This is a genomic window from Allobosea sp. 05T439, assembly GCF_056396005.1.
In genome coordinates this window covers 1-378 of sequence record NZ_JBFTKP010000174.1, presented here as the reverse complement: position 1 = coordinate 378, position 378 = coordinate 1, and the positions used below count along the sequence as shown (strand labels likewise).

The window sequence follows — 378 nt, the reverse complement described above, 5'->3', positions numbered from 1 at the left end:
AAGTCCGGCGCCAGCCGTCCCGTCAGCCACATCAGCTCGATGTTGCGCTGCGCCTCGCGCTCCAACCGACGGCTCGATTGCACCTGGTTGATGTAGCCGTAGACGTAGATCTTTAGCAGCACGCCCGGATGGTAGCTCGGACGGCCCGTCGCCTCGGGAACCACGCCTTCAAAACCCAGTTGGCCCAGGTCCAATTCATCAACGAAGACGTCGATCACCCGAACCGGATTGTTCTCCGACACGTAGTCGTCAAGATACTCGGGAAGCAGGACACCCTGCCGACGGTCTTCAGTCTCAACGAAGCGCTTCATCTAAGCTCCCGGAGCATCACCTCCAGGAATCCTAGCCGACTCGGCTCTTTTCACACAGCCTCGGTGG

1 protein-coding gene is annotated in these 378 nt (G+C 59.8%); it reads right to left on the bottom strand.

Translation table 11 applies throughout. The features are described from left to right. Positions 1–311: transposase (locus AC1DIO_RS35600; protein ID WP_476854986.1), on the bottom strand; the 311-nt coding region annotated here is incomplete at its 3' end. Positions 312–378 lie beyond the last annotated feature (67 nt).